Here is a 26243-nt window from a genome sequence, read left to right as displayed (position 1 = left end):
TTGTGATCTGTGTGGGGATCTACCGTGTGCCCCCCATTGGCGGGATCATTCACCCCCAGCCCCCCCCGGGGGGGGGGCCCGGGGGGGGGCGGGCCGACGGCTTCTCCCGCCGTCGCCGCGGACGTCACCCGGAACCCGGCGAACCGGAGCGCGGCCGACAGCAGCTCGCGGACGGTGGCTTCGTCGTCGACCACCAGCAGCCGTTCGGCGCTCATCGCTTCCATGCCCGCGAGGATACGGAGATCGCGCCGGCGAGCAGGCTGCCCGCGAACCCGGCGAGCGCGCCGGCCGCGAGCGCGAGCAGCGGGTTCGCGGTGAGCCGCACGTCCAGGACCGGCACCGAGAAGCCGAACGCGGCCACCGAGACGTCGGCCGAAACGCGCGAGAGCAGCGTCATGACGACCGCCACGCCACCCGCCACCGCGCCGACGGCCGCCGCCCGGCGCAGCGGGCGACCGCGGCGGACGACGAGGACGAGCACGGAGACCAGCAGGAGCGCGCCGGACACCCAGAGCCCGGGCGCGAAGTGCCCGAAATCCGGCACGCAGGGGAGCGCGGGGGCCACCGTCCACGGCACCCCGAGTCCCAGCAGCACGGCCCCGGTCACCAGCTGGGGGAGGACGAGCAGGACCCCGCCGGCGGCCGCGGCGCCACCGAACGCCCCGGCGGCGGCTGTACCTCCGACGACGAGTACGGACAGCGGCCACCGCAGCACCCGAAAACCCGTTGCCACGGAAGGAAATCGCGTCGTCAGCCAGCACGCGCCGACGACGGCGAGCGCCAGGATCGCCGCACCCAGGGCCGCGGGGCCGACCGCGACCGAGAACCCGGCGTCCACCCGGCCGGGCACCGGGATTCCCGGCCCGGCGGAGACGCAGCCTCGCAGGCCGCCGGTGGTGGCTTCGGGCAGCTTTCCGTTCGCCAGCGCGGCGATCCCGGCCATCCCGGCCGCGAAAGCCGGCACGGCCACCGTGCCGCGGACGAGCAGCTCGCCGTCACGCCGGCGCAGCAGCCACCCCAGAACCACCGCGCCCGCAAGGGAAACCCCGAGCGGGATCGCGTGCAGACCGCCCCGGACGGCGACCGGAAACCCGCCGGACGGAACCGCTTCGACGTCCACCGGCCCGCCCACGGCGAGCGCCACGACCGCCGGGGTTAACCGGACGGCACCGAGCAGCGCCAGGCCGGCCGCAGCGACCCCCGCCATCGCGAGCAGCGCGGCGACGGCGGCGGCCAGGCCCCGGACCACCTCCCGCATCAGACGTCCCGGCGCCGGAACACCGCGAACGCGACGGCCAGCACGACCGCGACGCCCGCGCACATCCCGGCCAGGTTCAGCCAGGGGTGCGGGAAGTCCGGGTCGGGGACCGTCTTGAGGATCGCCGACGCGCCGAGCGTCGGCCAGTAGAAGAACAGCTCGCGCAGCCACGACGGGAAGAGGCCCGCGAGGGCGGGCACCAGGAAGACGATCCCGACGAGCGTGGCGAGTGCGCCCGCGGTGGCCCGCATGAGCGTGCCGAGCCCGGCCGCGAGCAGCGCGATCGCCGCGAGGTAGAGCCCGCCGCCCGTCACGGCGGAAAGCACACCCGGGTCGCCGAACCGGGCGTGCGGCAGGTCCTGCGCGGCCAGCACGGTCTGGCCGAGGAAGAAGGCGCCGAACATCAGGGCCTGACCCGCCACCACGGCGACTCCGACGGCCACCACGACCTTCGCCGCCAGCAGCCGGTGCCGCCGGGGCGTGGCGATCAGGGACGTCTGCATGAGCCCGGTGGCGTGCTCGGACGTGACGACCAGGATGCCCAGCACGCCGATGATCAGCTGCGCCACGATGTACGCCGTCAGGCTGCGGTTGGTGGGGTCCCAGGCTTGCGGGTCCTCGGCGTACGTCTTCGCGGCGGAGTTCATGGCCAGGGCGGTGATGCCGAGCCCGACCCCGAAGAGGCACACCAGGGTGTACCAGGTCGAGCGCAGGCTGCGGAGCTTGATCCACTCCGCGTGGACCGAGTGGGCGAAAGTCACGCGGAGGCTCCCTCGTACTCGACGCTGTCCTTGGTCAGCTCCATGAAGGCGTCTTCGAGCGAGACGCGCTGCGGGGTGAGCTCGGCGAGCGCGACGCCGTGGTAGGCGGCGAGCTTGCCGATCTCGCCGCTCGTCAGGCCGGAGACGACGAGCGAGGCCTCGACGCCTTCGCGCACGGTGGCGCCGGCGGTGACGAGCAGCCGGGCGAAGCCGGCGTCCGGCGTGCGGACGAGCACGGTGCCTTCGCCGCGCACGAGCTCGCTCACGGCGGTGTCGGCGACGAGCCGCCCGCGCCCGATGACGACCAGGTGGTCGGCGGTCTGCGCCATCTCGCTCATCAGGTGGCTGGACACCAGCACGGCCCGGCCTTCGCGGGCGAGGGAGCGCATGAAGTCACGGATCCACCGGATGCCTTCGGGGTCGAGCCCGTTCACCGGCTCGTCGAAGATCAGCACGCGCGGGTCGCCGAGCAACGCCGCCGCGATGCCGAGGCGCTGCCGCATGCCGAGGGAGAACCCGCCCGCCCGCTTGCCGGCCACGCCCTCCAGCCCGGTCCGGGCGAGCACCTCGCCGACCCGGCGCCGCGGGAGCCCGTTGCTCACCGCGAGCGCCAGCAGGTGATCGCAGGCCTTCCGGCCACCGTGGACGGCCCCGGCGTCGAGCAGGGCGCCGACCTCGGTGAGCGGCACGGGAAGGTCGCGGTAGCGGCGGCCGCCGACCGTGACGGACCCGCGGGTCGGGGCGGCGAGGCCGAGGATCATCTTCATGGTCGTGGACTTGCCGGCCCCGTTCGGCCCGAGGAACCCGGTCACCTGCCCGGGTGTGACGGTGAACGACAGGTCGTCCACGACGGTGTCGGGGCCGTACCGCTTGGTCAGGCCGCGGATTTCGATGGTGGTCATGGCGGCGAGCCTGGCCCGCCCGCCTGGCCGGTTCCTGGGAGGTTCTGGGAGAACCCTGGGAAATCCGCGGCCGGACGTGGTTCCGGCCGGGTCGTTCTCCGGAAATCGATCCCGTGGCTCAGGCGACCGCGGGGTGGACGACGATGTCGCCGAGGCGCGTGCGGGCGTGGACCGTGACCCGGTCCGTGGACTCGCCCGCGTTGTCCGGCAGGGAGTTGCGCACCGCGCCCTTCGTGCTGTCCGCGTCCACCGACGCGGCGGTGCCTTCGGCGATGCCGACCTCGATGCCGCCGGCGGCGTTGGCCAGGTCCGCCCGGCCGCGGGTCATGCGCCCGATCCGGATCGGGCAGTTCGCGGCCTTGGCGAAGACACCGCCGTCGGCGCGGTCGACGGTGAAGCTGCCGCCGGAGCCGGTGAGGTCGACGTCGGAACGGGCGTGGCCGATCCACACCTGCCCGGTCGAACCCAGGTACCGCAGCGGACCGCCGGCCTCGCCGATCCGGACGCCGGCCGCGCCGCCGTCGAGCTCGGCGGCCCCGGCGACGCGGTCGATCGCGACCTCGCTGCCGGCCGACAGGCGGCCCCGCAGCGCGGCGACGTGGCCGAGGTTCACCCGTCCCGACGCCACGTCCAGCTCGCAGGCGCCGAGCGGGCCGTCGGCGTGCACGTCCGTCCAGGCCGTCTCCAGCACCAGCGCCGATCCGGCGGGCAGCTCGATCGTGATGGCCACCGAACCGCTCTTGGCGCCGGGCTTGTTCGTCTTGATCGACAGTTCTCCGGCGGCGAAGGCGACTTCGGTCTGCTCGGCCACCTTGACGTCCGACTTGTTCGCGCTGTCGACGGGTTCGACCCACACGACGGTGTCCGGGCGGTCGCCGGCGGCGATGCGCACGCGGGCGCCGGCGGTGGTCAGCGTGGCGGTGATCGGTTCCGGCGTGGTGAAGGTGGTCATCGTGGTTCCCCTCGAGTGTGTCCTGCGGTGTGTGGTGATCACCTTCGCCGGGTGACCTGACACCGGCCTGACACCGTGATGACACCCGTTCAGTCACGAGTGGCGCGGGCGCGCAGGTGCGCGCGTTCGCCGTGCTGCCCGAAGAGGATCAGCAGCTCGACGGCCTGCCCGTCGGCGCTCCCGAGCCAGTGCGGCAGCGTCGTGTCGAACTCCGCGGCCTCGCCGGCGGGCAGCACCAGGTCGTGCTCGCCGAGGACCAGCCGCAGGCGCCCGTGGAGCACGTAGAGCCACTCGTGACCGTCGTGGGTCTGGTGGTCCGGCTCGAGCGGCCGGTCGCTGCCCGGGATGATCATCTTGTACGCCTGCATGCCGCCCGGCCGGCGCGAGAGCGGCACGAACGTCATGCCGTGGCGGTGGAGCGGGGTGAGGTGGACGCGCGGGTCGCCGGTGCGGGGCGCGCCGACGAGGTCGTCGAGCGGGACCCGGTAGGCGCGCGCCAACGGCAGCAGCAGCTCCAGGCCGGCCCGCCGCTGCCCGCTTTCCAGCCGGGACAGCGTGCTCTCCGAGATCCCGGTGGTGCCGGCCACCTCGGCCAGCGTGAGCCCGCGGTGGCGGCGCAGGGTCCGCAGCCGGGGGCCGACGGCCTGCAGGACGTCCTCGATGTCGTCGGTCACCCGGCCATCTTGCCGAAACCGCAAGAAACCGTGCCACCTCGGCACGCCCGGGGCACGGTGGGCCCATGACCACCACCGAGTTCTGGGACGCCCACCACGCGACACCGACGGCCGACCCCCGCGCGAACGTCAGGCTCACCGAGGTCGTGACCGATCTCGACCCCGGCACGGCGCTCGACCTGGGGAGCGGCGCCGGCGGCGACGCGCTGTGGCTCGCCCGCCGCGGCTGGCACGTGACCGCGGCCGACATCTCCGGCGTCGCGATCGCCCGCCTGGCCGCCCGCGCCCGGGAGCTGGGGCTCGGCGACCGGGTCACCGCCGAGCGGCACGACCTGGGCGCGACGTTCCCCGCGGGCCGCTTCGACCTCGTCTCGGCGCACTACCTGCACACGCCCTTCGCCCTGCCGCGCGCCCGCGTGCTGCGCCAAGCCGCGGAAGCGCTGTCCCCGGGCGGCCGGCTGCTGGTCGTCGACCACGGGTCCGCCGCACCGTGGTCGTGGGACCAGGACGCGCGGTTCCCGTCCGCGCGGGAAGTGGCTCTGTCGCTGGAACTCGACGCCGGCGAATGGACCGTCGAGCGCGCGGATGCTCTGTCCCGTCGTGCCACCGGACCCGGCGGGCAGGTCGCCGACGTCGTCGACCACCTGCTGCTGATCCGCCGCCGATGACCGTCCGAGGAGGACTTGCCATGCCCCGTAAACGCGACACCCCGCCCCCGCGTACCGGCCCGGGAGAGAAGGACGTGCTGCGCGCGTTCCTCGACCAGTTGCGCGCCGCGGTGGCCGCCAAGGCCGAGGGCGTGCCGGAGCCGCAGATCCGGACGGCGGGCGTGCCGTCGGGCACGTCACTGCTGGGGCTGGTGCGGCACCTGACCCACGTCGAGCGCTTCACGTTCCTCGGCGAGCGCACGGCCGACTGGCCCGGCACGTTCCGCCCGCGTCCCGAGGAGACGGTCGCCGAGCTGCTGGCCGGCTACCGCGCGGCGGTCGAGGAGGCCAACGCGGTCATCGACGCGTGCACCGACCTGACCGAGCCGGTGTCCCGCCCCGGCGGCTCACCGCCGTCGATGCGCTGGGCGCTGGTGCACATGATCGAGGAGACCGGCCGCCACGCCGGCCACGCCGACATCCTGCGCGAGCTGATCGACGGCACCACGGGCCGGTAGGGAACGCCGGGTGCGGCGCTCGCCCAGCGGGTCGCGGCCCCGACGTCCCGGCTCGGGCGGTCCGGGCGTGCGACAGTGGCGAGATGAACGGCCGGAACGAGGAGGGGGCCAGGACGGTCGCGGAGCTGGCCCGGATGTCGGCGTGGACGGTGACCGGCTCGCGCGGGCGGTGGAACACCGCGGAGCGCGTCCTCGCCCTCGGCGGCCGGCGCTGGGTGGTCGGGCTGACCCCGACCGCCGGCGGCGCGACGGCGTTGATGCTCTGGTGCGACGACGACGTGGTCGCCCACCGGCGCGGCCCCGAGGGTGCTCTCTGCGAGACCGCGCTGCGGTGGGTGACCAACCTCCTGGCCGGCCGCCCGTGGGACGGCCGCTGACCCGGTTCCTAGCGGATCGCCTTGGTGGACGCGAAGTACGCGTTCGACGGCGCCATGAACGAAAGCACCACCCCGACGGCGGCGGCGAGCACGCCGAAGTAGGCGACGATCGTGCTCTGCCCGACCAGCAGGGAGATCAGCTGCAGGGCGGTCAGCACGGTCAGCACGATGCGCGCCCAGTTCCGGCCGGCGCGCAGCTTGAACGCGAACAGCAGATAGAGCGCGGCGATGACCACGGCGATCACGACGGCGGTGATCATCGCGATGTTCACGGCCTGGTCGATCTGCGTCTCGGTGAGGCCGCCGCCGTTTTGTCTGTTCGAATTGCGCAGCGCATCGGTGATCGCGTCACGATTTCCGAAGATCAGCAGTCCGCCGATGAGCCCGATGACGGTCGAGGCGATGAACGCCCAGAAAGCGCCTTCGACGGTGCTGGGCCGAGCGGTCACGGCGGCCGGCTGGCCGGCACCGGCGGATTCGGGATAGTTCGGGTAGTTCGGTGATTCGGTCATAGTGATCGAATAGCACGCTTTCGGGTCGTCTGCAGATCGAACGGCTGTTTCCGGCGTTCAACCGTGATGTCACTTCCCGCGGCCGAGGGACTCCCGCTTGACGAAGCCGATCACGGCGGTCGCGACGAACAGCACCGCGCCGACGATGATCAGCCAGAAGAGCCCCTTGATGACGATGCCGAGGACGGCGAGGACGGCCCAGATCACCAGCAGTCCGACGAGAATACCCATGTCAGCTCCCTCCGAGGGTGTGCGCGGAGAGGTACCCGGTCACCCCGGCGGCTACACCTGCCCGCCACGGCGGGGAGTCTGTCCACGGGGGAGCGCCGGAACCTCCCGTCGGGGTATCAGCCGTCCCCGCCGCCGGGGGACGTGCGCGCGCGGAGGGTCACCTCCAGCTTCGCGAGTTCTTCCGCGGGAAGCTCACCGGCCAGACGCCGCACGTCGACGGCGGAGCCCCCACGACCCGCTGACCGTCCACCGTGGAATGTCCACGGGATCCGGGCGGTGGGCGCCAGAGCAATGTCGCGCCGTCCCTTGCCCGCCGTTTCCGTGCGCTCCTACTGTCGATCCCACCCGCACCACCCACCGACCGGGAGCATCCATGACCTTCGCGTCCCCCGCGCTCATCGGCCCCCTCGGCACGGCGGTGGTGGCCCGATGAAGATCACCGCCATCACCCTCGACCGGCTGCGGCTCGCGCTGGACCCGCCGCTGCGCGCGGCCTGGGACCCGGACCCGCGCCGCCACTTCGATGCCACCATCGTGCGCGTCCACACCGACGACGGCGTCACCGGCGTCGGCTCCGGCGACACCATGGCCGGCTTCGAAGCGGTCGAGCACCTGTTCCTCGGCGAGGACCCCCTCGCCATCGTCCGGCACGTCAAGGCCATCGAGACGGCCAACTTCCACGGCGGCCGCTTCTGGCCCCTCGAAGTCGCCCTCTGGGACATCATCGGCCAGGTCGCCGGCCTGCCGGTGGCGACGCTGTTCGGCAACGCCGCCCGCGAGCTGCCCGCCTACGCCTCCTCGGCCGAGCTGAAGCCGCCCGAAGAGCGCGTCGAGACCGCCTTGCGGGCCCGCGAAGCCGGCTTCCGCGCCATGAAGATCCGTATCGACCGCGACCGCGTGGAGAACGGCGTCGCCGCGGTCGCCGCCGTCCGCGACGCGCTCGGCCCCGGCTTCGAGATCATGGTGGACCTCAACCAGTCCTGGCGGATGGCGGGCGACACGAGCCCCGCGTCCGACCTCGCCAAGACCCGGAAGCTGGTGCGCCGGCTGGCCGAGCTGGACGTCTTCTGGGTCGAGGAGCCCTTGCCCTACCACGATCTCGCCGGTTTCCGGACGCTCCGGGCGGAGAACCCCGGCACGCGGATCGCGGCGGGGGAGATGCACCACTCGGTGCCGGAACTGCTGCGGTACCTCGAACACGACGTCCTCGACGTCTACCAGATGGACGTCGTGCTCGCGGTCGGCATGCACCGCGCCCGGACGCTGGCCGAGCTCGCGCAGCTCAAGCACCGCGCCTTCACCCCGCACAGCTGGACCAACGGCATCGGCGTGCTGGCCAACCTGCACGTCGCGGCCGGCGTCGGCGGCGGCCCGTACTTCGAGTTCCCGTGGGACCCGCCGGGCTGGACGCCCGAACGCCGCGACTTCATGCTCGCCGAACCCGTGATGATCACCCCGGCCGGCGAGCTGGCGGTCCCGCGGCGGCCCGGCCTGGGCATCGAACTGGACGAGGAGGCGGTGGACCGGTGGCGGATCTGACCCACCGGGGCGGAGGCCGCGTACGGTCGTCTCGCCGCCGTCCCGGCCGTCCGAAGGAGACCGCATGCGCCTGACCGTGGAACCGACCGGCCGCACCGAATACGGTCCCGGCGTCCTGGCCGAGCTGCCGGGATTCGTCGCATCCCTGGGGCACACCAGGGTCTTCGTGGTCACCGACCGCGGCCTGCGGGCCACCGGGATCGTCGGGCGCGTCGAGAAGATCCTGGCCGCGGCCGGGATCGAGCACGCCGTCCACGAGGACGTCGGCCCGAACCCGTCGACGGCGGAGCTCGACCGCGGGGCCGCCCGCCTGCGCGAGTTCGGCGTCGCGGCCGTGGTCGCGCTCGGCGGCGGGTCGGCGCTGGACGCGGCGAAGGGCATCTCCCTGCTCGCCGGCAACCCGGGCGCGGCCGCCGCGGACGCGTACCGGCTGTGGGACGCGGGTGACGGCCTGCCCCTGATCGCGGTGCCCACCACCGCCGGCACCGGCGCCGAGACCAACGGGTTCGGCGTCACCGAGGACCGGTGCGCCCGCCGGAAGGTCTACATCGGACACTCGTCGGTGAAGCCGCGGATCGCCGTCCTGGACCCGGAGCTCACGCTCGGCCTGCCCGCGCGCGTCACCGCCGCGACCGGTCTGGACGCATTGGTCCACGGCATCGAGTCGCTGGCCTCGCGCGGGTCGACGCCGTTTTCCGAGGCGTACGCGACGCAAGCGGTGAGCCTGGTCGGGCGCTGGCTCCCGGTGGCCTACCGCGACGGCGGGGACCTGGAGGCGCGGTCCGGGCTGATGCTCGGCGCGCACCTGGCCGGGCACGCGCTGACGTTGTCCGGGCTCGGGCTGGTCCACGGGATCGGGCACGCGCTGACCGCGCACACGGGCACCCCGCACGGCGTCGCGCTGGCGGCGGTGCTGGAGGAGGTGATGGCGTTCAGCGCCCCGGCCGCGGCTTCGGCGTACGAAGCGACGGCCCGCGCCCTGCACCTGCCGCCTTCGCCGGACTGGCCGGGCGCGGCGATCGAGGCGGTCCGGGAGATTTCGGGGGCGATCGAGATCAAGCGCCCGCTGCGCGACCTCGGCGTGAGCCGTGACGACCTCCCGGCGCTGGCGGCGGACGCGGTCGCGGACGCCGTCACCAAGAACGCGCCGCGGCTGCCGTCGGCGGCCGCGGTGGTGGAGCTGCTGCGGGAGGTCTACTGACCGAAGCCGCGGAAGACGCCGTCCGCGCCGGCCGAGCGGGTGAAGTCCGCCCAGTCCAGGTTCGCCAGGTTGAGGTTGTTCTCCACGCTCCACAGCTCGGCGGGCACCACCCGGAACGGCGCGAAGTCGCGCTGGTCGCCGTCTCGGCGCGGGAGCACCCGGACGGCGAGCACGGGGTGCTCGGGACTGGTGAGGGTCGTCTCGTCGGCGAGGAAGGAGACGATCGGCCCGGTGGTTTGCTTCTCCCGCAACGCTTCCGCGTCCAGGCCGGCGAACGCCGGGTCGTCCAGCAGGGTGACGTCGGCCAGGAAGCCGTCTTCGCTCGGCGTCCGGACCTCCTCGGCCAGGGCGGCCCAGGCGCCGTCGTCGCCGAACCAGGTGCGGACGAGAACCGGACTGGCCGGGAGCGCGGTCATGCGCCCGAGGTTACGCGGCGAGATCGGCCGCCACGGCCAGCACGTGGGGTGCCAGCGCGTCCGCGATCACCCCGTACCCGGCGGACGACGGGTGGAACCGGTCGGCCGAGAACAGCGCGGGATCCGCGGCGAAGCGGGCGGAGAGCTGGGGTCCGGGAGCCGCGACCGCGCCGCCCGCCCGGATGGCCGCCTCGGCCTGCGCCTGTGCGTACTGACCACTCGCCGCCGAAACCAGGCCCCGGTACGCCCCCGGTATCCGCGAGACGATCCCCAGGTCCGGCGCCGGGACCACGATGACGCGCGCGCCGGCGCGGACCAGCCGGGCCACCGCGTCGTGCAGTTGCCCGGCGGCGACCGCCGGGGGGACGAGCCGCGCGAGGTCGTTCGCGCCGATCACGATCAACGCCAGGTCCACGCCGTCGCGGAGGGCGACGCCGACCTGGCGTTCGAGGTCGTCGGACCGGGCGCCGGGCACGCCGTAGCCGTGCAGGTCCACGGCGTGGCCCGCCGCGCGCAGCTGCCGGGTGAGGCGCTGCCCCAGGGTGTCTTCGGCGCGCGTGCTGCCGACGCCGGCCGCCAGGGAGTCGCCGAGGACGCAGAATCGGAGAATGCTCATCGACTGCTACAACGTCCGGGCGGCGCCGTTGTTTCCCCGGGTGGGTGCGCTTGACTAGGACCGTGGTCGTGCGGGTGCTGCTCGGGCTGGTGCTGGTCGTCGTGCTGGTGCTCGCGCTCGTCTGGCTCTTCCAGCGCCGCCTGATCTACCAGCCGGACACCACGCCCGTGCCCGCCGCCGGCACCGTGCTGCCCGGCGCCGAGGACGTCCGACTGCGCACCGCCGACGGCCTGGAGCTGGGCGCGTGGTTCGTCGGACCCGCGGGATCGGCCCCGAAGGCGACCGTGCTCGTGGCCAACGGCAACGGCGGCAACCGGGCCGGTCGCGCGCCACTGGCCGCGAAGCTCGCGCAAGCCGGCCTCGCGGTGCTGATGTTCGACTACCGGGGCTACGGCGGCAACGCGGGCGACCCCGACGAAGACGGGCTGGCCCTCGACGTCCGCGCGGCCTACCGCTACCTCGTCGAAGACCGGCGCGTGCCGCCGGAGCGGCTCCTTTTCCATGGCGAAAGCCTCGGCTGCGCCGTGGTCGCCGAACTGGCCCTCGACCACCCGCCGGCCGCGCTGCTCCTGCGCTCGCCGTTCACGGACCTCGCCGCCGTGGGCGCCGAAATCTACCCGTTCCTGCCGGTGCGGCTGCTGCTGCGCGACCGGTTCCCGGTCCGGGACGAGGTCGCGCGCCTGCGCGTCCCCACGGTGGTGGTCCTGGGCGGCCGCGACTCCATCGTCCCGCCGGCCCAGAGCCGGGAGGTGGCCGCCGCGGCGTCGGCGCGGCTGGTCGAGGTCCCCGGCGCCGACCACAACGACCCGGTGCTGCTCGAAGGGCGCGAACTCGTCGACGCCGTGCTGTCACTGGTGCCGCGCTGACCCGGCGGCCGTCACCCAGGTCGCGACCTGGGCGCGGTTGGTGAAGCCGAGCTTGGTGAGGATGTGCTGCACGTGGCTTTCCGCCGTCCGCTCGGAAATGTGCAGCAGGGCGGCGATCTGCTTGTTCGTCAGGCCGTCGGCGACGTGCGCGGCGACTTCCCGTTCGCGGCGGGTCAGCGGGCCCGGGGTGTCCCCGCGCAGTGCGACGGCGAGGGCGCCGGCCTCGTGGTGCAGCGGGGCCATCCCGAGCCGGTCGGCCGTGGCCGAAACCGAGGCGAGGAGGGCGAGAGCTTCGTCGACATCCCCTGGACGAGCGCGCCGCGCCAGCACCTTGGCCAGCCCGAAACGAGCCAGCGCGGCGTAGGGCGGCGTGCCGGCGTCGTCGTTGGCCGCGACGGCGAGCTTGAACTCCCGGACCGCTTCGTCGAGCCGGCCGGCGGCCGCGGCCGCGAGCCCGAGGTAGCGGCGGACCGAACCGGTGACGAGGATCGAGCCCGCGCCGCCGGTCACGAACAGCCCGGCGTGCGGCCGCAGGATCGCCGCCGCCCGCTCGACGGCGTCGGGCGGCCCGAACTCCGCGCCCAGCTCCACGGCGGCGGCGGCCACGGGCAGCGTCGCGGGCACCGGCACCGGCTCGGACACGCGAGCCCGGCGGTAGAGCTCGCCGGCCTGGTCCCGGTCGCCGGCGTGCAGCAGCCACGCGGCGTGCAGCAGCGCGACGAACGGCGGGGCGTTCTCGGCGAAGATGCGCTCCATCTCCGGCGTCACCAGGCCGCTCCGCCCGGTGAGCCCGGCGATCGACGCCAGCACGGTGATCGGCACGCCCTGCAGCGACATGTGCGCGCGGTCGGCGACGAGCGCGAAGGTCTGCTGGACCGCATCGACGGCGTCGTCGAACTGCCCGCGTGCGACGGCGAGCGTGGCGGAGCTGCGCAGGTGGTGCCACCGCGCGAGCGGGCGGCGGAGACGTTCGGCGAGTACGCGCAGGGCGCCGAGCTCCTGCTCGGCCTCCCCGAGCCCGCCGAGCATGAGCAGCGCGTCGACCCGCCACAACCGGCCCCACAGCTGGACATCCGCGTCGTCGCTCTCCTCACCGAGGGCGATCATGCGGTGGGCGAGGGAGAGCCGTTCGTGCACGCCCTCGGGCGAGGAACGCACCATCTGCCGGGCGCGCAACGCCGAGCGGAGGACGTCGGGGTCGCCGAGCCGTTCGGCGATCGCCAGTGCTTCGGCGGACGCCGTTTCGGCCTCGTCGCCGCCGAGGAACCCGGCTTCGCCCGCCTGCAGGGCGAGCAGCCGGGCGCGCAGCGGATCGTCCCCGGGCGGGAGCCCGGCCAGGGCCTCCCGCGCGACCTTGACGCCGTTGAAGCTGCCCCACGGGTCCGACAGCCCTTCCATGGCCAGCGCCGTCCCGCCGAGCACGGCGGGGTCCCCGGCTTCGCGAGCCGCGTCGGCGGCGGCTTCCAGCACGCGGGAGCCGCGCTCGATCTCGCCGCCGCGCAGGTGGGCGATCCCCTCCCGCAGGCGCAGCCGCGCCCGGTCGGCGGCGGAGGCGGGCGCCGCGTCGAGCGCGCGCCGGTAGAGCTCGGCCGCCCGTTCCCAGGCGAGCTGCGCCAAGGCCTGGTCGGCGGCCCGCTCGGCCCACAGCGCGGCGCGCGCGGCGTCCCCGACCGGCAGGGACTCCAGCCAGTGGTGGGCGATCTTCGACGTCCGGGACGGGTCCCGCCGCTCGAGCCACGCCGCCATCCGGGCGTGCGCGGTGAGCCGCGCCGCCGTCGGCAGCCCGGCCGCCGCGGACTCCCGGATCAGGTCGTGCCGGAAGCCCCGCGCGGTCACGATGCCGGCTTCCGCGGCCTCGTCGAGGTCGGTCAGGACGTCGGCCGCCGTCCGGTCCAGGACGTCGGCGAGCGCGGCGGGGTCGACGTCGCGGCCGAGCACGGCCGCGGTCGCGACGAGCGCGCGGCACGGCTCGCCCAGCTTGGCCAGCCGCGCCCGGACCGTGTCCACGACCCCGTCCGGCAGCGCGTCCCCGGCGGTGCCGGCCAGCCGGGCCAGCTCGCTCACGAAGAACGGGTTGCCCCCGGAGCGGCGGCTGACGAGCGTCGCGACCTCGGGGGAGACGCCGCCGCGGCCGAGCTGCTCGACGACCTCGGCCTCGCTCAGCCCGGCCAGCCGGATCCGGGTCAGGACCGGCTCGCGGGCCAGCGCCGCCAGCGCTGCGGTGAGGGCCGCCCGGCCGGTCGCTTCGGTGTCGCGGTAGGTCACCACGAACAGCACCGGCGCGCGGTCGAGGTCACGGGCCAGGTGGACGAGCAGGGCGAGCGACGCCGCGTCGGCCCACTGCAGGTCGTCGAGCACCGCGAGCAGGCCGTGCGGTGCGGCCGCTTCGCGCAGCGCGTCGGCGAAGGCTTCGAAGGCGGCGAACCGCGCCTCGGCCGAGCCGTCCGCGCCCCCGGTCGGGAACGGCCGGTCCAGCGAGCGGACGAGCTGCCGGAAGACCCAGTAGGGCGGGCTGCCCTCGTCGTCGCTCGCGCGTCCCCAGCCGACCGGGACGCCCGCCCGCTCGGCGTCGCGGGCCAGCTCGCGGGCCAGGCTGGTCTTGCCGATGCCCGGCTCGCCGACGACGAGCACCAGCCCGCCGCGCCCGGCCCGCGCTTCCTCGAGACCGGCGCGCAGCAGGTCCAGCTCGCCGGTCCGGCCGACGAAGCCCCGCTCCATGAGCGGTAACGATACGGCGCTCGCGCTCATCGAGCCCGGTTCACCGCGGCTCGCCGGGCCACCGGGACTTCGGCCCGGCCGGCCACAGCGGCGCCGGGAACCACGCGGCCCGCGCCAGGCCCGCGACCAGGGCTTTCAGAAACTTCTTCATGCGATCCACCGCCCTCGCGCGCACACCGCACGGACCCGCAGCAGCGCCCCCGGGTCGGCCAGCGGATCGCCGTCGACGGCCAGCAGGTCGGCGTCGAAGCCCGGCGCCACGCGGCCCTTGCGGTGCGCCAGCCCGCACACGCCCGCCGCGACCGAGGTGATCGCCCGCAGCGTGTCGGCCGGCGACAGGCCGACCTGACGCAGCATCGGCGGCGCCCACGCCAGCACGCCGTGCGGCTTCACGGGCGCGATCCCGGCGTCGGTGCCGGCGACGACCCGCGCGCCCAGCTCGTGCAGGCGCCGGTAGTTCGCGACGACGCCCGGCATGCGCCGGACGATCTCCTCGGGCGGCACCAGCCCTTCGACCGGCACCATGCCGAGTGTGGCGCCGACGGCGACGCCCTGGTCCACGACGGCGCGCAGCAGCTCCTCGGAGTGGTCGACGCCGGTGGCGGACCAGAACGTCACGTGTTCCATGCCGTCCACGCCGGCGGCGAGGGCGTCGGCGATGGCCGAGGTGCCGTGGGCGTGCGCGGTGACCGGCAGCCCGTGCCGGTGTGCTTCGTCGACGGCGGCGCGCAGGACGTCCCGGCCGAACTGCGCGCATTCCTGCCGCGTGCCCGGCGTCATCGTCCCGCCGCTGGCCATGATCTTGACGACGTCGGCCCCGCGCTCGACGTGCTCGCGCACCGCCGCCCGCACCCCGGCCTCGCTCGCGTCCGCGACTCCGCCGAGGAAGTGGCAGTGCCCGCCGGGACTGGTGATCGGCGGCCCGGCGGCGACGAGTGTCGGCTGGTCCGCGCGGTCCTTGAGGGCGAGGGAGAGGTAGCCGCGGTCCCCGAGGTCGCGCACGGTGGTGACCCCGGCCCGCAGCGACGCCCGCCCGGCTTCGGCCATCGCGGCGACCGCCTGCTCGTCGTCCCGCGCGCCGAGCCGGGCGACCGGATCGGTACTGGCGTCGAAGGCCAGGTGGACGTGCGTGTCGACCAGGCCGGGCAGCAACGTCGTCCCGGCGAGGTCCACGACCTCGGCCCCGACGGGTGCGGTTCCCCCGGACTCGACGCCCAGGATCGTGGCGCCGTCGAGCACCACCAGCGGGTCGGCGACGAACGCCGAGCCCACGCCGTCGAACAACCGAGCCGCCCGGATGGCGGTGAGCCTGCGCCGCTCGGTCACCACAAGGTGTTTCGTCATGCGGACCACGATCACCCGGTTCCGCGGTCCGCACGTCGGGGCAAGTACGGAGGCGCGGTACGGAGATCGGTGCCGAGCCGGCCGGGCGTGACGTCAGCGGTTCATCGCGCTGACCTCGTCGCGGATCCGGCCGCGCGACGCCGCCGCGTCGTCGGACAGTCGCGTCCGGACGGACGGGGACACGCTCCGCACCGGCCCGGCGACCGGGTACACCTCGTCCTCGCCGATCAGCGGGACGCCCGGGCAGGTCGTGCTGCCGGGCCGGGAGTTCTTGGTGAGGAACACGTTCACGAGACCGTCGACGCACGGGTTGCCCGCCAGCGCGTACTGACCGTGGAACGGCGAGTCGTCCACCGACACCAGCGGGACCCCGGCCGACCGCACGGCCGCGGACGCCTGCTCGTACCCCGTCTGCGGGTCGAATTCTCCTTGCACCACCAGGATGTCCGCCGCCACGGACGCCGGGAGGTCCGGCAGCTCGTGCCGCGGCTCGTCCGACCAGAAGCCGCAGGTCTCACCGAGTCCGTACGCCCAGCCGAAGAGCGGGTACCGCGGCCCCTGCCGGTCGCTGAGCCCCCGGTACCAGGCCGCCGACCGCGTCGGCTGGTCTCCGCACGCGACGGCGAACCGGGTGCCGGGACGCGGCGTGTAGTCGGGCGTCGCGGCGGCCACCCGCTCCGGCGTCAGCGCCGCCGCCGGGACGCCGAACGCTTTGCGCGACACCGCGTCCATCGCGTCCGCCAGCTTGGCCGGGGGAGCGGCGGACGTCCCGTCGAGCGCCGCCGCGCCCTGGAGGAAGACCAGCGCGCCGAGCAGCCACTGGATCTCGCTGCCGTTGCCGACGAAGATGCCGTCGAACGTGTCGGGGGAGAGGCCGTGGCCGCCGTAGTAGGCGCGGACGCGCTCCCACTTCGCCTTGACCTCCGCGGCCGTCCCACCCAGCTGGTCCGCGAAGTTCCGGGCCAGCCACGGCACGTAGACGTCGTCGAACTGCCGCTGGTCGATCACCGGGAACGCCTCGAAGTCGGCCTGCAGCCGCCCTTGGAAGTTCACGCTGGAGTCGAGCACGGTCTTGCCGGTGTGCTCCGGGAACAGCGACGCGTACTTCGCGCCGAGCCACGTGCCGTAGGAGTAGCCGAGGTAGTTCAGCTTTTCGTCGCCCAGCAGCGTGCGGATCAGGTCCATGTCGTGCGCGGTCTGCCAGGTGGTGACGAAGGGCGCGACCGCGTCGCTCTGGCACGCCTCGGCGGTGGCCCGCGGGAGCTGCTGGTGCGCGGCGACGCTCGCCGCCGAGCGGTCGCGGGCGTCGAGGGTGCCCTGCGGCAGGCGCCCGGTCGGGACCTGGCACTGGAAGCCGTGGTCGTCGGTGCCCGCGTGGCCGGTGCCGCGCGGGTCCATGCCCACGAAGTCGTAGAGCTGGTGCACCGACGGCTCGAGCGTGGCGAACGCCCCGGCCAGCGGCGAGCCCTGACCGCCCGGCCCGCCCGGGTTGAGCAGGATCGCGCCGCGCCGTTCGCCGGTCGCGGCGGCGCGGCTGATCGACACCCGCAGGTCGGTGCCCGAGGCCGGATCGGCCCAGTCGCGCGGGACGGTGACGAGCGCGCACTGCGTGGGCGCGTCGTCGGCGGCCGGCTTGAACGGGCAGTCGCCCCACTGGAGCTGTTGCGTCGTGTACGGCGTGAGCGGGTCCGCGGCCGCGGCGGGCACCGAGGCCGCGAAGAGGGCCGCCGTCGCGGCCGCCAGTCCTGTCCGGGAGATGCGCACCGGGTGTCCTTCCGTCGCGAGGTGGGGTGCGCCCGAGCCTGGCCCGGCCGCGGTCGCCGGTGATCAGCCCGGAGGACGAAGTCGCGGCCCCCGGCTCGGCCCCGGGTATGAGACGGCTCAGCGCGCGCCCGGCCGCCGGGATCGGGATCATGGGCTCATGACCCGTCCGGGACTCGGTGTCGTCGGGCGCCGCGTGGCGCAGTTCCTGCTGGACGAACTGCTCGTCTTCGTGCCCATGCTGCTGCTGGCGATCGCGGTGGTCTGGCTGTTCCACCCGCACGGCCCGGGGCTGCTGACGTTCCTGGAGGTCGTCCTCTACACGATGCTGGCGCTGGACTTTCTCGGCCTGCTGTTCGTGACCGTGTGGTGGCCCTACCGGCACGGCGGGCAGACGCCGGCGATGCGCTGGCTGCGCCTGCGGGTCGTCACGCTCGACGGCGCGCACCCGCCGCTGTCGGTGTTCGTGGTCCGGCAGCTGCTGATGCTGGTCGACGGGTTCGCGTGGGGACTGATCGGCATCGTCGTGATGCTGGTGACGCGGCGCCGCCAGCGGTTCGGCGACGTCGTGGCGCGCACGGTCGTCGTGCGCGTACCGCGATCAGCGGATCAGGCCGCTTTCCCAGGCCCAGATGGCGATCTCGGTGCGGTTGCGGGCGTTCAGCTTGCGCTTGACCGCGCCGATGTGGGTCTTGACCGTCGGCAGCGAAACCACCAGTGAGCGGCAGATCTCGTCGTTCGTCTCGCCCCGGGCGACGGCCTTCACGACGTCCGTTTCCCGGGGGGTGAGCGGGCTCGCGGGCTCGGGCGCGGTCCGGGAATCACGGCGCGCGTAGTGCTCCAAGAGCCGCGTGGTGATCGCGGGGGAGACGAGGGCCTCGCCGTGGGCGGCCGCGTGCACGGCTTCGATCAGCAGGTTCGGCCCGGCGTCCTTGAGCAGGAACCCGCAGGCGCCGGCGCGCAGGGCGGCGTGCACGTTCTCGTCCAGCCCGAACGTTGTGACCATCACGACGTGCAGGGGGTCCGCGACTCCCGTGCCGGCCAGCAGTTCGGTGGCGCGCAGCCCGTCCACGCCGGGCATCCGGATGTCCATCAGCGTGACGTCCGGGCGCAGTTCGCGGGCCAGTCGCACCGCCTGGTCGCCGTCGGCGGCTTCGCCGACGACCTCGATGTCCGGCTCGCCTTCGAGGATCAGCCGGAACCCCGCGCGGACCATCGCCTGGTCGTCGGCGATCAGCACTCGCGTCGGCACCCCGGTCTCCCCTCGCCTCAGCCGGGTTCGAGCGGCAGCCGCGCGACGACGCGCCAGCGCCGGCCCTCCGCCGGTCCCGCGTGCACCGTACCGCCCACCGCCGCGACCCGTTCCGCCATCCCGAGCAGGCCGTAGCCACCCCGCCGGGCGGGCCGGGCGGCACCGTCGTTGACCACCTCGACCCGCAGCTCGCCGCGGGGTTCGTGGTGGACGAGCACCCGGACCTCGACGGCGTCCGGCGCGTGCCGGCGGACGTTCGTGAGCGACTCGGTGAGCAGCCGGTGCGCGGTGGTCACGACCTCCGGCGCGACGGCCAGCGTCGCGAGGTCCGGGCTGACGTCGAGCTGGATTCGGTCGTCGTCGGGGACCGCCCGGTCCACGGCCGTCGCCAGATCCGCGGGAGGCACGAAGAGGTCTTCGTCGCCGGTCCGCAGCGCGCCGACGAGCCGGCGCATCGCGGAAAGCGCTGTCGCACCGGCGGTTTCGAGCTCGGCGAAGGTCGCGGTGTCGCCTCCGGAACGCTCGGCGACGCGGTGCGCGGCCTGGACGCGCACGACGATGCCGGTGATCTGGTGGGCGACGAGGTCGTGCAGCTCGCGAGCCAGCCGGAGCCGTTCGGCGGACCGGAGTTCGAGGACGTCCACGCGGTGGCGGACCTCGGCGTCGCGCAGGACCAGCCCGCCGGCCAGCGCGCCACCCCAGACCACCGCGGCCCCGGCGGCGTAGAGCGCGGCGGGGGAGCCGGTGCCGTAGCGCAGGATCGGGGCGAGGGTGGCCGCGCAGCCGCCGAGCACCGCCTGGATCGTGGCGGCGCGGGGCGGGAGCCGGTGGCAGCAGGCCCCGACCACCAGCGCGATCGCGAGGGCTTCGGCCGCGCCGGGCTGCGGTGGGAGCCGCGTTCCGGCCGTCGCGAGCACGGCCGCGACCGCCGAGCCCAGCAGCGAAAGCCCCGAGACGGCGGTGGCCAGGCCCGCGATGTGGTCGGGGAACCGGCGGCGCAGCACGGCCAGCAGGGCCACGACCGGGCCGAGGCCGGGCGCGAACTCGACCACGACGGTGGTGAGCTCGCTCTGACCGGGCAGGGCCCGGGACGCGAAGACCATGTCGAGCACCGTCAGCAGGCCGAGGACGACCGCTTCGGCCACCAGCGGGCCGCGGCGGCCGGTCCACGGAATGCCCGGGTGGCTGGCGAAGGTCATCTGCCGATGGTGCCCCACCCGGCGGCGCCACGCTCCACTCGCGGCGAGAGTTCGTACCTGGGTACGAGACGGCGGCGGAATCTCGTACCGCCGGTTGATCGCCGTCGCCGCGGTTCCCGGAAGGCTCGGAGCATGAACCGATTCCTGATGCGAGAGGCCGAAGTGGAGAACGGAACCCGGACCGGGAAGATCGAAGGCCTGCCGGGCTGGTACTTCGTGCTCATCGGGTTGCTGGTGGCCAGCAACGACTTCAGCCTGCAGTTCGGCGACCGGTACTCGTGGGTCGTGTACCTGCCGCTCGTCCTCGTGGCCGTGCACCTGACGCTGTGGTTCACGCTGCTGTCCCGGCGGCGCAAGTACCTGCGCGCGGTGTGGCGCAGCAAGCAGGCCCTGGTCCTCGTCGCGGTGCTCTTCGCGCTGCGGCTGGGACTGCAGATCGGGCTGACGAAGCTGACCGACAGCGCGGCGCCGCTGCACAGCTACACGCACCTGATCCTCGGCCTCGTCATGCTGGTCGTGACGACGGCCGGCGCGTGGTTCGACCAGTGGCTCATCCTGCGCGTGGTGAACCGCGACGCCTCAGCTGGTTCCCCGGACCACCAGCCGGTGCGGGGCGACGATCGAGCGTGACGGCCCGGGTTCGGTGGCCAGGCAGTCCAGGGCGAGTTCGGCGATGCGGTTCTTGTCCGGGGACACCGTCGTCAGAGCCGGGACGCTGAACCGGCCGTCTTCGATGTCGTCGAACCCGACCAGCGCCAGGTCGTCCGGCACGGTCAGGCCGCGGTCGGCGGCCGCGCGCAGGGCGCCCAGCGCGAGTTCGTCGGTGAAGCAGAAGACGGCGTCGGGTGGCTCGGCCCGGTCGAGCAGCCCGAGCATCGCCCGGTGGCCGTCGGCCCGGTGCAGGCGCTGGACGGGAACCTCCAGCCGGGGCAGGTCGCCCAGCGCTTCGCGGTACCCGGCGAGGCGCTGGCGGGCGGTCGCGTTCAGGGACTCCGGCTGGATGCCCAGCGCGGCGACGCGGCGGCGGCCGGTGGCCAGCAGGTGCGCGGTGGCCTCGCGCGCGGCGGCGACGTTGTCGATCGCGACGTGGTCGACCCCGGTCGTGCCGTCGTGCTCGCCGAGCAGCACCAGCGGGACGGTGTCGGTGCGGGCGGCCAGCTCCGCCGGGGCCACGGCCCACGGGCTGAACAGGACGCCGTCGACGAGCTGGCTCCGCCGGCCGTGCAGCAGCTCTTTTTCCCGCTCGGCGTCGCCGTCGGTCTGGTCGATGAGCACGGTCAGGCCGCGGCGTCCGGCGATCCGGACCGTCCGCGCGGCGAGCTCGGCGAAGTACGGCGAGTCGATCTCCGGGACGACCAGGGCCACCAGCCCGGTCCGGCCGCGCCGCAGCGTCCGGGCGGCCATGTTCGGCCGGTAGCCCAGCGCGTCGATGCTCGCCTGCACCCGTTCCCGGGTCGCCGGGGCCACGTAGCGGAAGCCGTTGACCACGTTGGACACCGTTCGCACCGACACCCCGGCGTGGTCGGCCACGTCCCGCAACTTCGGGTTCACGTCGGCAGCCTATCTCTTGCAACGTGGCATGCCACGTTGCAAACTGAAGTCGCCACGCCGTCGTGACCCCCCGGAGGTGCTCAATGACCACTGACCTGACCACACCGCTGCCCGCTGCCGAAGTCGAGTCCCTGACCGGCCGGCTGCACGAGGACGGCATCATCGGCCTGCCGGGCGCGTTCCCGCGCGACTGGGTGCACCGGCTCGGCGAAGACATCGACGCGGCGTTCGCCGAGGCCCGCGCCCGGCCCGGCGGCGCCGTCGGCCGCGGCCCGAACCGCTACTACGTGGAGATCCACCCGGAGCAGCTGCGCGGGTTCGCCGACCTGGCCGGGCACCCGTGGATCACCGCGGTGGCCGAGGCCGTGCTGGGGCCGGAGTACCGGATCGTCGAGGTCGGGTTCGACGTCCCGCTCGCCGGCGCGGTCGACCAGCCGTGGCACCGCGACTTCCCGATGCCCGAGGAGACGGCCCGCCACCGCAGGCTGAACTCGCTCGCCGTCAACGTCACCGCCGTCGACACCGAGCCGGACATGGGCCCGTTCGAGATCGCGCCCGGCACCCACTGGGACGACGGCAGTGCGTTCGAGCACGGCATGTTCCCGCCGCGTTCGGCCTACCCGCGCTACCGCTCGCTGGCGGCGCGCAAGTTCCCGCGGATGGGGGACATCTCGATCCGCTCGGCGCTGACCGTCCACCGCGGTACCGCGAACCACTCGGCGAAGTCCCGGCCGGTGCTGGTGCTGGGCCTCGACGCGCCGGGGGCCGGCAACGACGAACGCCACGACACCGCGGTGACGCACGACTTCTGGGCGTCACTGCCGGAGTCCGTGCGCGCCCACCTGCACTGCCCGGTCGTCGACGCGCTGGAGCCGATCACCCAGAAGCACACCATCGAGGGACTGGTGATGGGTGAATCCTGAACCGGAGGTTTGCCGAGGCCGGTGCGCGGCAACACTTCGGCATGACTGACGCAGGGATCACCGAAATGTCGGGCCGGGCCGGGGTCGTCGCGGGTCTGCGCCGCGTGCTGCTGGCGTTCGGGGTCGGCGGCGCGCTCGCGTGCCTCGCCTGGATGGCGTTGTGGCTCGCGATGCACGTTTAGGAGCTAGAACTCGTCCGACTGGGTCAGCTGGTGCTCGAGCGAGTCGGCCCGCGCGACGACCGCCTTGAGCGGACGCTCGAACTCGTGCTCGATGCTGAGGTCCTCCAGCGGCACGGTGTGCTTCAGCAGCGCCACGCCGTCCACCACGGCCGCGCCGCCGACAGCCGACGAGCCGGCCAGCTCGAGCAGGCTCCGCAGGTCGATCTTGTCGGCCCAGCCGACCGGTGACGAGATCTCGATCCACGCACCGTCGTGCAGTTCCTCCACGTGGTGCACGGTCACCTGCTGCGTCCGGCCGTCCGGACCCTCCAGGCGGAACCGGAGCCAGCCGTCGGTGTCCTCCAGGACCTCGTACCGCGTCCGGACAAAGTTGATCACATCGGTCCAGGTGGTCACCCGCTCCGCCTCTCCCTCGGGCCTGCTGCGCGTCGCAGCATCTCACGAGCCCCCGCGTCAGATGATTCCGGCTTCGATCAGCTGCGGCCAGATTTCACTCTGGTCGGCGACGGTCACGCCGTGCTTCTCCGCCTTGGTGAGCTTGGCGGCGCCGACGTCGGCGCCGGTGATGAGCAGGTCCGTGCTCGCCGAGACCGACGACGCGATGGTCGCGCCGGCCTTTTCGCAGAGCCGCTGGAACGTCGGCCGGGGGACCTTCTCGCCCGAGCGCGGGTCGCTGATCGAGCCGGTGACCACGACCGTCTTGCCCGCCAGCGGAGCCCCGGCCGCGACGACCGGCGGGAGGTCCTCCTCGCGGACGTCCAAGGACACGCCCCGCTCCCGCAGCCGTTCCAGCTCGGGCCGCAGCCGCGTGAGGTGCTCGATCAGCGACGCGGCCACCTTCGGCCCGATGTCCTCGACGGCGACGAGCCCGTCGACGCCCGCCGCGACGACGTCTTCCAGGGAACCGAACCCCGCCCGGCAGAGGCGGGCGGCGGTGCCTTCGGACGCCATCGGGATGGCGAGCCCGATCAGCGCCCGGCGCAGCCCGACCGACCGGCTCCCGTCGATCGACTCGATCATCCGCGTGGCCGAGACCTCGCCGATGCGGTCGAACTCCAGCAGCCGTTCCTTGGTCAGCCGGTAGAAGTCCGACGGGTGCTCGAGGTCGCCGGACTCGGCCAGCCGTTCGATCCAGACGCCGCCGATGGCGTCGATGTCCGCTGCGGCCCGCGACGCCCAGTGGATCAGCCGCCGCACGGTCTGGGCGGGGCAGGCGACGTTGGTGCAGAACAGTTCCCGGCTGTTGCCCTGCTCGGTCAGCGGCTGCCCGCACGACGGGCACTCGCTCGGCGGGACGATCTCCCGCTCGTCGCCGGTGCGCTTCGACGCGTCGAGCACGCCGGCCACGAACGGGATGACGTCCCCGGCCCGGCGGACCAGGACGGTGTCGCCGATCTTGATGCCGCGGGCCTTGATCACCTCCTGGTTGGCCAGCGTCGCGCGGGTGACGGTGGTGCCGCCGACGAACACGGGTTCCAGCCAGGCGACGGGGGCGATCTTGCCGGTCTTGCCGACGTCCCAGACGACATCGGCCAGGACGGTGGTCTTCTCCTCGGCGGCGAACTTGAAGGCGAGCGCCCCGCGCGGCGAGCTCGACCGGGTCCCGGCGGCGGCGTAGGCGGTGCGGTCGGCGAGCCGCAGGACGGCGCCGTCGAGGTCGTAGTCCAGGTCGTTGCGCTGCCGTTCGATCTCGCCGATCACTTCTTGCGCCTTCGCCGCGTCGCCGCACCGCCGCATGTCGGCGGCGGTGAAACCGAGCGTGTTCAGGGCGCTGCCGAGGTCGGTTTCGGCGTTGTCGGGATCGGTGTCGAGGTCGAAGGCGAAGAACCGCAGCCGCCGTTCGGCGACGGTGGCCGGATCCTTGGCCCGCAGCGTGCCGGCGGCGGCGTTGCGCGGATTGATCAGCGGCTTGTCGGGATGCGCGGCGTTGTAGGCGGCGAAGGTGGAGCGCAGCATGACGGCCTCACCCCGCACCTCGACCCGGCCGGGGGCGTTCACCCGGTCCGGGATGCCGTCGGTGAGGGCTTTCACCAGCCTGGTGACATCGTCACCGGTGGTTCCATCGCCCCGGGTGACGGCTCTCCGCAACCGGCCGTCTTCGTAGACGACGGCGAGCGACAGACCGTCCAGTTTGGGCATGACGACGACCGGCTGGCCGGGGAAGCGCGCGAAGAAGGCCTCGACCTGCTCGGGTTTCGTGGCTTTCTCGAGGGAGAGCATGGGCCGCGAGTGCCGGATCGGGGCGTGCAGCACCGCCGGAGCGCCCACCTGGTCGAGGGGGTTCGGGTCCGGCGTCAGGTCCGGGTGGGCCTCGATGAGCGCCCGTAGTTCGTCTTCGACAGCGTCGTACTCGGCGTCCGCCACCAACGGCGAACCCCGGTAGTACGCGTCGCGGAGGACCACGATGCGGTCGGCCAGTTCCTGTATGCGCTCCCGAGCTTCCACGGGGAGGAGATTACCGGGCGGGTCCGACAGTTTCGGTGCGTCGGGGTCGCCCGTCGGGGCGGTTTTCCCGAGATGGCTTGGCCGGGGTGGTTGCCTGCCGTTCGGGGTCCTGCCGGTCGTGGGGTCCACCTGATCGAGTGATGAACATGTGTGCGATCGTCGGTAATCTTGGTTTGTGGACAGCGAAGCGGTGTGGCGTGCGGATGCGGTGGCTTTGGCCGACCGCATCTCCGCTCTGCTCACTGTTGTGCGGTCTGCGGAGGCGGAGATCGGTGCGCTGCTCGCGGAGATCGAGTCGCGCGGGGTTGTGGAGCTGTTCGGATATCGTTCTGTGGCGCGGCTTTTCGAGCATCTGGCTGATGTGCCCAAGGCTGCCGCTGAGGCTGTGGTGAAGCGTGCTCGGGCTCTCACCTCCGGTCGCACTCTCGACGGCGTTCCCGCTGTCGCTCCCGCCACCGGGGTTGCTGCCTTGGATGGCCGGTTGAGCACCCCGATGATCGACACGATCGTCGGCGTGATGGCCCAGGTTCCACTCGAGGACCGCGACGACGCTGAGCAGCATTTGTTGTCCTTCGCCTCCGATGCTGGCCACAAGCAGGTGGCGGCGTTGGGTGCGCGGATTCTGGCGCACCTTGACCCTGACGGTGCCGAGCCTGACACGACCGAACCGGTGATCCCTCGCCGCGAACTCTCGTTGCGGCGCAAAAGAACCGGGACCTGGGAGCTTCAAGGCCGGTTTGACGACGAGACCGGCACCCGGGCCAGTGCCTTGCTGGGTTCTCTGGCGCAACGCCGTAGTAGTGAGGAAGGCGCGGACGTGCGTTCGCCGCAGGAACGTTACGGCGACGCCTTCTCGGACGCGATCGACTTGGCGTTGAGCTGTCCGGAGTTGCCGATGCAGGCCGGGGAGCGAGCGCACGTAATGGTCGCGGTGTCGTTGGAGGACTTGAAGTCCAGCCTCGGCCAAGCGATCCTCGCCGACACCGGAACCCGACCCCGGGCTCGCACCGGTCGAGCCACCCTCGGCGACCTTGGCACGATCTCCGCGGCCGAGGCCCGGATCCACGCCTGCGACTGCATGCTCATCCCAGCCGTCCTGGGCGCCAAGAGCGAACCTCTCGACCTCGGCCGCCAGCGCCGCCTGGTCCCGCCGGGAATCCGCCGCGCGCTCTACCTGCGCGACCGCGGCTGCGCCTTCCCTGGCTGCCACCGCCCACCCCGGCACTGCCAGGGCCACCACATCCGGCATTGGGCTGATGGCGGTCCGACCGAGCTGGGCAACCTGGTCCTGATGTGCGCCCACCACCACCGACTCCTCCACCGCTCCGGTTGGCAGGTCCGCATCGCCGCCGACGGGTTGCCCGAGTTCCTGCCACCGGCGTTTCTGGACAAACGCCG

General features: G+C 73.6%; 28 protein-coding genes and 1 pseudogene. 11 read left to right on the top strand and 18 right to left on the bottom strand.

Features of this window, described 5'->3' with window-relative positions; translation table 11 throughout:
• The 6 genes and pseudogenes from ABZ342_RS46020 to ABZ342_RS45995 all read right to left on the bottom strand — a co-directional run.
• A pseudogene (locus tag ABZ342_RS46020) lies at nt 1-224 on the bottom strand (hypothetical protein); the annotation flags it as partial.
• Nucleotides 212-1258 carry a hypothetical protein gene (locus ABZ342_RS46015; RefSeq protein ID WP_360487555.1) on the bottom strand — a complete coding sequence of 349 codons (1047 nt, stop codon included), beginning with the start codon at nt 1256-1258 and terminating at the stop codon, nt 212-214. The gene ABZ342_RS46015 and the pseudogene ABZ342_RS46020, both read right to left, overlap by 13 nt.
• Entirely contained in the window at nt 1258-2019 is a 762-nt protein-coding gene (locus ABZ342_RS46010) for an ABC transporter permease (RefSeq protein ID WP_360487552.1), read from the bottom strand. The genes ABZ342_RS46015 and ABZ342_RS46010 overlap by 1 nt, the downstream gene beginning before the upstream one ends.
• Nucleotides 2016-2921 (bottom strand): ATP-binding cassette domain-containing protein, encoded by a 906-nt coding sequence (locus tag ABZ342_RS46005; protein ID WP_360487549.1) that lies wholly within the window; start codon nt 2919-2921, stop codon nt 2016-2018. The genes ABZ342_RS46010 and ABZ342_RS46005 overlap by 4 nt, the downstream gene beginning before the upstream one ends.
• A gap of 118 nt (nt 2922-3039) precedes the next feature.
• Complete coding sequence (locus tag ABZ342_RS46000; RefSeq protein ID WP_360487546.1) at nt 3040-3873, bottom strand: hypothetical protein; 834 nt, start codon at nt 3871-3873, stop codon at nt 3040-3042.
• 89 nt (nt 3874-3962) lie between these two features.
• Nucleotides 3963-4547: an XRE family transcriptional regulator gene (locus tag ABZ342_RS45995; RefSeq protein WP_360487543.1), complete on the bottom strand. Its 585-nt coding sequence runs from the start codon at nt 4545-4547 to the stop codon at nt 3963-3965.
• A 65-nt stretch (nt 4548-4612) separates the two neighbouring features.
• On the opposite strand from ABZ342_RS45995, the gene ABZ342_RS45990 reads away from it, so the two are divergent.
• The 3 genes from ABZ342_RS45990 to ABZ342_RS45980 all read left to right on the top strand — a co-directional run bounded on the left by ABZ342_RS45990 (nt 4613) and on the right by ABZ342_RS45980 (nt 6089).
• Nucleotides 4613-5215, top strand: a complete 603-nt coding sequence (locus ABZ342_RS45990; protein WP_360487540.1) for a class I SAM-dependent methyltransferase — start codon at nt 4613-4615, stop codon at nt 5213-5215.
• Between the two features lie 20 nt (nt 5216-5235).
• Complete coding sequence (locus ABZ342_RS45985; protein WP_360487537.1) at nt 5236-5712, top strand: DinB family protein; 477 nt, start codon at nt 5236-5238, stop codon at nt 5710-5712.
• A gap of 83 nt (nt 5713-5795) precedes the next feature.
• Nucleotides 5796-6089, top strand: a complete 294-nt coding sequence (locus ABZ342_RS45980; RefSeq protein ID WP_360487534.1) for a hypothetical protein — start codon at nt 5796-5798, stop codon at nt 6087-6089.
• Nucleotides 6090-6097: 8 nt separating this feature from the next.
• Here the strand turns inward: ABZ342_RS45980 and ABZ342_RS45975 are convergent, their stop codons facing one another.
• Both ABZ342_RS45975 and ABZ342_RS45970 read right to left on the bottom strand, forming a co-directional pair.
• The gene (locus ABZ342_RS45975) at nt 6098-6601 is read right to left on the bottom strand and encodes a hypothetical protein (protein WP_360487531.1); all 504 of its coding nucleotides are present in this window, start codon (nt 6599-6601) and stop codon (nt 6098-6100) included.
• Nucleotides 6602-6670: 69 nt separating this feature from the next.
• Complete coding sequence (locus ABZ342_RS45970) at nt 6671-6832, bottom strand: hypothetical protein (RefSeq protein WP_155543212.1); 162 nt, start codon at nt 6830-6832, stop codon at nt 6671-6673.
• 429 nt (nt 6833-7261) lie between these two features.
• On the opposite strand from ABZ342_RS45970, the gene ABZ342_RS45965 reads away from it, so the two are divergent.
• Together ABZ342_RS45965 and ABZ342_RS45960 are read left to right on the top strand one after the other, a co-directional pair.
• On the top strand, nt 7262-8371 hold the full coding sequence (locus tag ABZ342_RS45965; protein ID WP_360487528.1) for a mandelate racemase/muconate lactonizing enzyme family protein: 1110 nt from the start codon (nt 7262-7264) through the stop codon (nt 8369-8371).
• 64 nt (nt 8372-8435) lie between these two features.
• Nucleotides 8436-9572, top strand: a complete 1137-nt coding sequence (locus tag ABZ342_RS45960; protein ID WP_360487525.1) for an iron-containing alcohol dehydrogenase — start codon at nt 8436-8438, stop codon at nt 9570-9572.
• On the opposite strand, the gene ABZ342_RS45955 is transcribed toward ABZ342_RS45960, so the two are convergent.
• Together ABZ342_RS45955 and ABZ342_RS45950 are read right to left on the bottom strand one after the other, a co-directional pair.
• The gene (locus ABZ342_RS45955) at nt 9566-9988 is read right to left on the bottom strand and encodes a hypothetical protein (RefSeq protein WP_360487522.1); all 423 of its coding nucleotides are present in this window, start codon (nt 9986-9988) and stop codon (nt 9566-9568) included. The genes ABZ342_RS45960 and ABZ342_RS45955 overlap by 7 nt on opposite strands.
• A gap of 10 nt (nt 9989-9998) precedes the next feature.
• Entirely contained in the window at nt 9999-10604 is a 606-nt protein-coding gene (locus ABZ342_RS45950) for a GDSL-type esterase/lipase family protein (protein WP_360487519.1), read from the bottom strand.
• 44 nt (nt 10605-10648) lie between these two features.
• Between ABZ342_RS45950 and ABZ342_RS45945 the strand changes: the two genes are divergently transcribed.
• Complete coding sequence (locus ABZ342_RS45945) at nt 10649-11470, top strand: alpha/beta hydrolase (RefSeq protein ID WP_360487517.1); 822 nt, start codon at nt 10649-10651, stop codon at nt 11468-11470.
• Here the strand turns inward: ABZ342_RS45945 and ABZ342_RS45940 are convergent.
• The 3 genes from ABZ342_RS45940 to ABZ342_RS45930 form a co-directional block, all read right to left on the bottom strand.
• Nucleotides 11453-14188, bottom strand: coding sequence for an AAA family ATPase (locus tag ABZ342_RS45940; protein WP_360487514.1), 2736 nt, complete (start codon nt 14186-14188; stop codon nt 11453-11455). The two genes, ABZ342_RS45945 and ABZ342_RS45940, sit on opposite strands and share 18 nt — an antisense overlap.
• A gap of 147 nt (nt 14189-14335) precedes the next feature.
• A complete protein-coding gene (locus tag ABZ342_RS45935; protein WP_360487511.1) occupies nt 14336-15532 on the bottom strand; it encodes an amidohydrolase family protein in 1197 nt (398 codons plus the stop codon).
• A 93-nt stretch (nt 15533-15625) separates the two neighbouring features.
• Nucleotides 15626-17296 (bottom strand): alpha/beta fold hydrolase, encoded by a 1671-nt coding sequence (locus ABZ342_RS45930; protein ID WP_360487508.1) that lies wholly within the window; start codon nt 17294-17296, stop codon nt 15626-15628.
• Between the two features lie 157 nt (nt 17297-17453).
• On the opposite strand from ABZ342_RS45930, the gene ABZ342_RS45925 reads away from it, so the two are divergent.
• Nucleotides 17454-18014, top strand: a complete 561-nt coding sequence (locus ABZ342_RS45925; RefSeq protein ID WP_360487505.1) for an RDD family protein — start codon at nt 17454-17456, stop codon at nt 18012-18014.
• On the opposite strand, the gene ABZ342_RS45920 is transcribed toward ABZ342_RS45925, so the two are convergent.
• Entirely contained in the window at nt 17895-18545 is a 651-nt protein-coding gene (locus ABZ342_RS45920) for a response regulator transcription factor (RefSeq protein ID WP_360487502.1), read from the bottom strand. The two genes, ABZ342_RS45925 and ABZ342_RS45920, sit on opposite strands and share 120 nt — an antisense overlap.
• Nucleotides 18546-18562: 17 nt before the next feature.
• Nucleotides 18563-19744, bottom strand: a complete 1182-nt coding sequence (locus ABZ342_RS45915; protein WP_155543222.1) for a histidine kinase — start codon at nt 19742-19744, stop codon at nt 18563-18565.
• A 132-nt stretch (nt 19745-19876) separates the two neighbouring features.
• Here ABZ342_RS45915 and ABZ342_RS45910 point away from each other — a divergent pair, with 132 nt between their 5' ends.
• Complete coding sequence (locus ABZ342_RS45910; RefSeq protein WP_155543223.1) at nt 19877-20374, top strand: hypothetical protein; 498 nt, start codon at nt 19877-19879, stop codon at nt 20372-20374.
• Here ABZ342_RS45910 and ABZ342_RS45905 read toward each other — a convergent pair.
• Nucleotides 20324-21295 (bottom strand): LacI family DNA-binding transcriptional regulator, encoded by a 972-nt coding sequence (locus ABZ342_RS45905; protein WP_360487498.1) that lies wholly within the window; start codon nt 21293-21295, stop codon nt 20324-20326. The two genes, ABZ342_RS45910 and ABZ342_RS45905, sit on opposite strands and share 51 nt — an antisense overlap.
• Before the next feature lie 83 nt (nt 21296-21378).
• On the opposite strand from ABZ342_RS45905, the gene ABZ342_RS45900 reads away from it, so the two are divergent.
• Together ABZ342_RS45900 and ABZ342_RS45895 are read left to right on the top strand one after the other, a co-directional pair.
• Nucleotides 21379-22218, top strand: a complete 840-nt coding sequence (locus ABZ342_RS45900) for a phytanoyl-CoA dioxygenase family protein (RefSeq protein WP_360487495.1) — start codon at nt 21379-21381, stop codon at nt 22216-22218.
• Nucleotides 22219-22259: 41 nt separating this feature from the next.
• The gene (locus ABZ342_RS45895) at nt 22260-22400 is read left to right on the top strand and encodes a hypothetical protein (RefSeq protein ID WP_196425335.1); all 141 of its coding nucleotides are present in this window, start codon (nt 22260-22262) and stop codon (nt 22398-22400) included.
• Between the two features lie 3 nt (nt 22401-22403).
• Here ABZ342_RS45895 and ABZ342_RS45890 read toward each other — a convergent pair whose 3' ends face one another.
• Together ABZ342_RS45890 and ligA are read right to left on the bottom strand one after the other, a co-directional pair.
• Complete coding sequence (locus ABZ342_RS45890) at nt 22404-22796, bottom strand: hypothetical protein (RefSeq protein ID WP_155543226.1); 393 nt, start codon at nt 22794-22796, stop codon at nt 22404-22406.
• Nucleotides 22797-22853: 57 nt separating this feature from the next.
• Nucleotides 22854-24845 carry an NAD-dependent DNA ligase LigA gene (gene ligA, locus ABZ342_RS45885; protein WP_360487492.1) on the bottom strand — a complete coding sequence of 664 codons (1992 nt, stop codon included), beginning with the start codon at nt 24843-24845 and terminating at the stop codon, nt 22854-22856.
• A gap of 175 nt (nt 24846-25020) precedes the next feature.
• Between ligA and ABZ342_RS45880 the strand changes: the two genes are divergently transcribed.
• A partial coding sequence (locus tag ABZ342_RS45880; protein WP_360487489.1) for a DUF222 domain-containing protein occupies nt 25021-26243 on the top strand: 1223 nt, incomplete at its 3' end.

The organism is Amycolatopsis sp. NPDC005961, assembly GCF_040629235.1.
GTDB classification, from domain to species: Bacteria; Actinomycetota; Actinomycetes; order Mycobacteriales; family Pseudonocardiaceae; genus Amycolatopsis; species Amycolatopsis camponoti.
This window is presented reverse-complemented; position numbering and strand designations above follow the sequence as displayed.